Consider the following 7794-nt stretch of genomic DNA (forward strand, 5'->3'; position numbering starts at 1 on the left):
GTCATCTACACCTCGGGCTCCACGGGTACCCCCAAGGGCACCCTGCTGCACCACCGCGGCCTGTGCAACACCGCCCTCTCCACCGTCACCGCCCACGGCTTCCACCCCGACAGCCGGGTGTTGCAGTTCGCCGCCTCCAGCTTCGATGCCTCCGTCTGCGAGGTCTTCTCCACCCTGCTGGCCGGCGCCTGCCTCGTGCTCGCCTCACGTGAGGACATCCTCCCCGGTGCGCCCCTCGTCTCGCTGCTCACCTCGCAGCGTGTCAGTGCCGTCACCCTCACGCCCTCCGTCCTCTCCCAGCTCGAGCCCCAGCAACTCCCCGCGCTGAAGACCCTCATCTCCGCGGGCGAGGCGTGCTCCCCGGAACTGCTCTCGCGTTGGGCTCCAGGCCGCTCGTTCCTCAACGCCTACGGCCCCACCGAAGTCACCATCTGCGCCTCCATCACCGGAGCCCTGCAGCCCGGCCAGCCCCTGTCCATCGGCCGGCCCCTGCCCAATGTGCAGGTGTTCGTCCTCGACGCGCGCCTGCAGCCCGTGCCCGTCGGCGTCCCCGGGGAGCTGTATGTCGCCGGCCCCGGTCTGGCTCGCGGCTACCTCGGCCGTCCGGAGCTCACGGCCGAGAAGTTCGTCCCCAATCCCTTCAGCACGCAGCCCGGTGCCCGCCTCTATCGCACGGGCGACAAGGTGCGCCTGCGGTCCGACGGCCAACTGGAGTTCCTTGGCCGCCTCGACTCCCAGGTAAAGCTGCGCGGCTTCCGCATTGAGTTGGGCGAGGTGGAGAACGCCCTGCGCTCGCACCCCTCGGTCCATCAGGCCGCCGTCGTGCTGCGCGAGGACTCCCCGGGCCACAAGCGCCTGGTGGCCTACGTCGTCCCCACCTCGGGCCAGTCGCTCGACGCCAGCGTGTTGAACCAGCACCTCAAGGCCCGTCTGCCCGAGTACATGGTGCCCTCGGCGCTCGTGCCTCTTCAGGCACTGCCCCTGACCACCTCGGGCAAGCTGGACGGGAGCGCGCTCCCGGCCCTCGACGGTGAGCGTCCCGCCCTGGGCAAGCCCTATGCGGAGCCTCGCAACGACGTCGAGCGCAAGCTGGCCTCCGTCTGGTCCGAGCTGCTCGGCCTCGAGCGCGTGGGCATCCACGATGACTTCTTCGAGCTGGGTGGCGACTCCATCATCGCCATCCAGGTGATCGCCCGCGCCCGGCAGAAGGGGCTCGAGCTCAACCCCAAGCAGCTCTTCCAGTACCAGACGATCGCCGGGCTGGCCGCGGTGGTGGGCTCGGCCCAGAGCACGGTCGACCAGGGTCCCGTCCAGGGTCCCGTCCCGCTCACCCCCATCCAGCGCGCCTTCTTCGAGTGGAACCTCCCCGCGCCGCACCACTACAACCAGCCGGTGCTGCTCGAGCTGCGCGAGCCCGTGGACGCCACGCGGCTGGAGCAGGCCCTGTCGCGGCTGGTGGAGCACCACGACGCGCTGCGCATGCGCTTCGTCCGGACGGACGGCGGCTGGGAGCAGACCAACGCGGGTGTGGAGCGCCCCCTGTCCGTGGAGCGCGTGGATCTCTCCGGCGTCCCGGAGGCCGAGCGGTCCGCGGCCCTCGAGTCCGCGGCGGCCGAGGTGCAACGCGGCCTGGAGCTCTCCGAGGGCCCGCTGCTGCGCGCGGCGCTGATGGACCTGGGCCCGGATCGCACCGGCCGGCTGCTGCTGGCCGCCCACCACCTGGTGGTGGACGCGGTGTCCTGGCGCATCCTGCTGGAGGATCTGGGCACGGCCTACGCGCAGCTCTCGCGCGGCGAGACCGTGCTCCTGCCTCCCAAGAGCACCTCCTTCCAGGCCTGGGCTCAGCGCCTGAACGAGTACGCCCAGTCCCCCGAGCTGGAGCAGGAGCTGGGCGCGTGGCTGCCCGGCTCCCAGCCCACCACCCGGCTGCCCGTGGACGAGCCGGCGGGGACCAACACCGTCGCCTCGGCGCGTGAGCTGACGGTCTCCCTGGACGCCGCGGAGACGCGCGCGCTGTTGCAGGAGCTGCCGGCCGCCTACCGCACGCAGATCAACGACGTGCTCCTCACCGCGCTCGCGCAGAGCGTGCGCCAGTGGGCCGGGGGCAACCGTCTTGCGGTGGACCTCGAGGGGCACGGCCGCGAGGACCTCTTCGAGGGCGTGGACCTGTCGCGCACGGTGGGCTGGTTCACCTCGCTCTACCCCGTCCGGCTGGAGCTGCCGGAGACGGCGGGCCCGGTGGAGCAACTGCGCGCGGTGCGCAACCAGTTGCGGCAGGTGCCGCAGCGGGGCATCGGCTACGGACTGCTGCGCTACCTGCGCCAGGACACGGCGGAGCGCCTGCGCGCGCTGCCCGCGGCGGAGGTGAGCTTCAACTACCTGGGCCAGCTCGACAACGCCGCTCCGGAGGCCTCCGCCTTCGCGCTCGCCCCCGAGCGGGGTGGCCCGGCCCGCGACGAGCGCGGCGTCCGCTCGCACCTGCTCGAGGTGAACAGCCGCGTGCAGGACGGTTGCCTGCGGCTGACCTGGACGTACAGCGAGAACCTCCACCGTCAGGCCACCATCGAGGCCGTGGCCGAGGGCTTCCTCGCGGCGCTGCGCACGCTCATCGCCCAGCGCCACTCCACGGAGGCGCTGCGCTACACCCCCTACGACTTCCCCCTGGCCCGGGTGGATCAGCGCACGCTCGACCGGCTCCTGCCGGCGGGGGCGCGGGTGGAGGAGCTCTACCCGCTCTCGCCGATGCAGCAGGGCCAGCTCTTCCAGTCGCTCCTGGACTCCACCCGGAGCGTCTACTTCGTGCAGACCCGCTGGCGCTTCCACGCCCCGCTCGACGTGCGGGCGTTCCGCAAGGCCTGGGAGGCGGTGGTGGAGCGCCATGCCATCCTGCGCACGGCCTTCCTCTGGGAGGGGTTGGACGAGCCGCTCCAGGTCGTCCACGCCCGGGTGGAGCTGCCCTGGCAGGAGCACGACTGGCGTGAAGTGCCGGAAACGGAGCAAGACGCCCGGCTGGAGGCCTTCCTCGCGGAGGATCGTGCCCGGGGCTTCACGCTGAACCAGGCGCCGCTGCTGCGGCTGGCCGTGATGCGGCTGGACGAGAACGTCCACCAGGTGGTGGTCAGCAACCACCACCTGCTGCTGGACGGCTGGAGCGTGAGCCTCCTCTACAAGGAGCTGCTGCCGCTCTATGACACCTTCGCGCGGGGCCAGACGCCGCGCCTGGAGCGGTCCGAGCCCTTCCGCGACTACATCGCCTGGCTCCAGCGGCAGGATCAGGCCAGGGCCGAGTCCTTCTGGCGGCGGGCGCTCGTCGGCTTCACCGCACCGACGCCGCTGCCGGGAGACCTCGCTCCGGGCCTGCCCGAGACCGAGTGGGGGGAGCAGGTGACTCGCGAGCTGAGCCTCTCCACCGAGCTCACGACGGCACTGCAGGCCTTCACCCGGCGGCACCAGCTCACGTTGAACACGCTGGTGCAGGCGGCCTGGGCCGTGGCGCTCGGCCAGTACAGCGGCGAGCGAGACGTCGTCTTCGGCGTGACCGTGTCCGGCCGTCCGGCGGGCCTGTCTGGCATCGAGTCCATGCTGGGCCTGTTCATCAACTCGCTGCCCCTGCGGGTGGAGCTCCCGCCCGAGGAGGCGCTGATCCCCTGGCTCCAGCGGCTGCAGGCCCGGCAGCGCGAGCTGAGCGCGTACGAGTACAGCCCGCTGGTGCAGATCCAGCGCTGGAGCGAAGTGCCCCGAGGCACGCCGCTCTTCGGAAGCCTGCTCACCTTCGAGAACTACCCGATCGATACGGCAATGCGCCAGCAGGCCCGCCACATGGACGTGCGGGACTTCCAGGCCCTGGAGCGCTCCACCTTCCCGCTCGGCCTGATCGTGATGCCCGGCCAGCAGCTCACCCTCTCCCTCGCCGCCAAGACGGCCCGCTTCGAGGTGGCCGGCGTCGACCGGCTGCTGGCCCAGCTCGGCACCCTCCTGGAGCACATGGTGGCCCGCCCCGAGCAGCGGCTCGGTGAGCTCTCGCCGCTGAGCAAGGCCGAGCGGCACCAGGTGCTGGTGGAGTGGAATGCCACCCGCACCGACTACCCGCGGGACGCCTGCATCCACACCCTCGTGGAGGCCCAGGCCCGGCGGGCCCCGGATTCCATCGCCGTCCGCTCGGAATCCGGCCACCTCACCTATGCGGAGCTGGACCGGCGCGCCAACCAGCTCGCCCACCACCTGCGCTCGCTGGGCCTGGAGCCCGGCTCCCGGGCCGGCGTCTGCCTCGATCGCTCCTCGGACCTGGTGGTGACCATCCTCGCCATCCTCAAGGCCGGCGGCGCCTACGTCCCGCTCGACACCTCGTACCCCCTCGAGCGGCTCGCCTTCATGATCCGCGATGCCGGCATCTCGGTCCTGATCACCCGGACGGAGATCGCCGACGAACTGCCTCCCCAGGGCGAGCAGCTCGTCTGCCTGGACACGGATGGGGACCTGATCGCCGCACAGCCCACGGAGTCCCTCCAGAGCGACGTCACCCCGAAGGATCTCGCCTACATCATCTACACCTCCGGTTCCACCGGCCTGCCCAAGGGCGTGGGGGTGGAGCACCAGAGCGTCCTGCGCCTGGTGCTCAACACGAACTACATCTCCCTGTCCGCCGAGGACCGCATCGCGCAGATCTCCAACACCGCCTTCGACGCGGCCACCCTCGAGCTGTGGGGCAGCCTCATGTGCGGTGGGCAGCTCGTCATCATCCCACGGGAGGTGCTGCTGGAGCCCCGGCGCCTGGCCCTCGCCATGCGCGAGGAGGGCATCACCACCTTCTTCATGACGGTGGCCCTCTTCAATCAGGTGGTCCGCGAGCAGCCCGACGCCTTCGCCACCGTCCGCAACGTGCTCGTCGGCGGCGATGCGTTGGACCCCGCCTCCATTCGGCGGGTGCTGGAGACCGAGAGCCCCCCGGCCCGCGTGGTCAATGGTTACGGGCCCACGGAGACCACGACCTTCGCCGTCTGCCACCACATCACCCACGTGCCACCGGGAGCGACCTCCGTCCCCATTGGCCGGCCCATCTCCAACACGACGACCTACGTGCTGAACAAGGCGCTGCAGCCCGTGGCCGTGGGCGTGCCCGGCGAGCTGTACATTGGCGGCGAGGGCGTGGCCCGCGGCTACATGGGCCGCCCGGACCTCACCGCCGAGCGCTTCGTACCGGATCCGTTCTCCGCGCAGCCGGGAGCGCGCATGTACCGCACCGGCGACCGGGCGCGCTGGAGGCCCGATGGCACCCTGGACTACCAGGGCCGCGCGGACTTCCAGGTGAAGGTGCGCGGCTTCCGCATCGAGCTGGGTGAGATCGAAGCCGCGCTGAGCGAACAGCCCGGGCTCTCGACGGCGGTGGTGCTGGTGCGCGAGGACAGCCCCGGCGACAAGCGTCTGGTGGCCTACGTCGTCCCCGCCGAGGGACAGAGCGCCGATGTCGGTGCCCTGCGCGCCGCCCTGGAGCGGCGGCTGCCGGAGTACATGGTGCCCTCCGCCTTCGTGGCGCTGGAGGCCCTGCCCCTCACGCCCAACGGCAAGGTGGACCGCCGGGCCCTGCCCGTCCCCGAGGTGGAGCGGGCGATGCGCGAGCAGTCCTTCGCCGCGCCGAGTTCCCCCGCCGAGGAGTTGGTGGCCGGCCTGTGGCAGCAGGTGCTGAACCTGGAGCGCGTGGGCCGCCATGACGACTTCTTCGAGCTGGGAGGCCACTCGCTGCTGGCCACCCAGGTCGTCTCCCGCCTGCGTGCCACCTTCGGCGTGGAGCTGCCGCTGCACCACATCTTCGAGGCCCGCACGGTGGCGGAGTTGGCGGAGCGGGTGCAGCAGCAGGTGCGCGACAACAAGGGCCTGGACGTGCCGCCCGTGGTGCCGGTATCCCGCGAGGCCCCCCTGCGGCTGTCGTTCGCGCAGCAACGGCTGTGGTTCCTGGATCAGATGGATCCGGGCAACCCCTCCTTCAACATCATCGCCGCGCTGCGCCTGAAGGGGGCGCTGGATGAGCCCGCCCTGGAACAGTCCTTCCACGAGTTGGCCCGGCGCCACGAGGTGCTGCGAACGACCTTCCAGAGCGGAGAGGAAGGCCCCGTCCAGATCGTCCATCCCGTGGGGCCGATGCCCCTCCAACGGGTAGACCTGCGGGCCCTCGACGCGCGGACGAGGGAAGAAGAGGCGCGGAAGCTGGCCGGCCAGGAGGCGATGAAGCGCTTCGACTTGTCGAGCGGCCCCCTCTTCCGGGTCACCCTGCTCCAGCTCGCCGATCAAGAGTTCCTGATGGTGCTGACGATGCACCACATCATCTCCGATGGCTGGTCCACCGGTCCGATGATTCGCGAGGTGGCGGCCCTCTACCGGGCCTTCATCTCCGGCAAGCCCTCGCCCCTGCCGGAACTGCCGGTGCAATACGCGGACTTCGCCGCCTGGCAGCGCCAATGGCTCCAGGGGGAAGCGATGGACGCCCAGCTCGCCTACTGGCGCCAGCAGCTCGAGGGTGCTCCCCAGGCCATCGAGCTCCCCACGGATCGCCCCCGCCCGGCGGTGCAGTCCTCCCGCGGAGCACACTCGCGGCTGATGATGCCGCGCCGGCTGGTCGACGCGCTGGAGGCCCTCGGCCGCGAGGAAGGCGCCACGCTCTTCATGGTGCTGCTGGCGGGCTTCCAGACGCTGCTGCACCGCTACTCCGGCGAGACGGACGTGGTGGTGGGCACCGACATCGCCAACCGAACCCGCGCCGAGACCGAGGGCCTTATCGGCTTCTTCGTCAACCAGCTCGTGATGCGGGGCGACCTCTCGGGCGACCCCAGCTTCCGTGAGCTGCTCGGCCGCGCGCGCCACACCGCGCTCGAGGCCTACGCGCATCAGGACGCTCCCTTCGAGGAGCTGGTGCGCGAGCTCAACCCGGAGCGCAGCCTCGCCCACGCGCCGCTCTTCCAGGTGAAGCTCATCCTCCAGAACGCGCCCGAGTCCACGCTCGAGCTGCCGGGGCTCACCCTCAGCTACGCAGAAGGGGAGGACCTCGAGACGTCCAAGCTGGACATGACGTTGGCGTTCAGCAACACGCCCCAGGGCCTCACTTGCTTGTTCGAGTACAGCACCGACCTGTACGAGGCAGACACCATCTCCCGGATGTTCGAGCACCTCCAGGTGCTGCTGGAGGCCGCCGCCTCCAACCCGGAGCAGCGCCTGTCCTCGCTGCCGATGCTCACTGAAGCCGAGCGCCACCGCGTCCTCGTGGAGTGGAATGACACCCGCTTGGACTTCCCTCAGGAGGTCTGCGCCCACCAGCTCTTCGAGGCCCAGGCCCAGCGCACCCCGGATGCCATCGCCGTGCAGATGGGCGAGGACTTCCTCACCTACCGCCAGCTCGACTCGCGCGCCAACCAGCTCGCCCACCACCTGCTGTCCCTCGGCGTGGGCCCCGACGTGCGCGTCGGCCTCTGCGTCGAGCGCTCGCCGCACATGGTCGTCGGCATCCTCGGCATCCTCAAGGCCGGTGGCGCCTACGTCCCGCTCGACCCCTCCTACCCCGCCGAGCGCCTGGCTTTCATGCTGCGCGACTCGCTCACTCCCATCCTGCTCACCCAGGAGCACCTGGCCGACGAGCTGCCCGTCCAGAGCGAGCTGCTCGTCCTGCTGGATGCCGAGTGGGACACCCTCATCGCCGCCCAGCCCGAGCACGCGCCCTCCTCGCCCGTGCTGCCCGACAACCTCGCCTACGTCATCTACACCTCGGGCTCCACGGGTACCCCCAAGGGCACCCTGCTGCACCACCGC

General features: G+C 70.9%; 1 protein-coding gene. It reads left to right on the forward strand.

Features of this window, described 5'->3' with window-relative positions; translation table 11 throughout:
• A partial coding sequence (locus tag VF794_RS07695) for an amino acid adenylation domain-containing protein (RefSeq protein ID WP_331108532.1) occupies window positions 1-7794 on the forward strand: 7794 nt, incomplete at both ends.

Source organism: Archangium sp., assembly GCF_036389735.1.
In the GTDB taxonomy this organism is placed as follows: domain Bacteria; phylum Myxococcota; class Myxococcia; order Myxococcales; family Myxococcaceae; genus Archangium.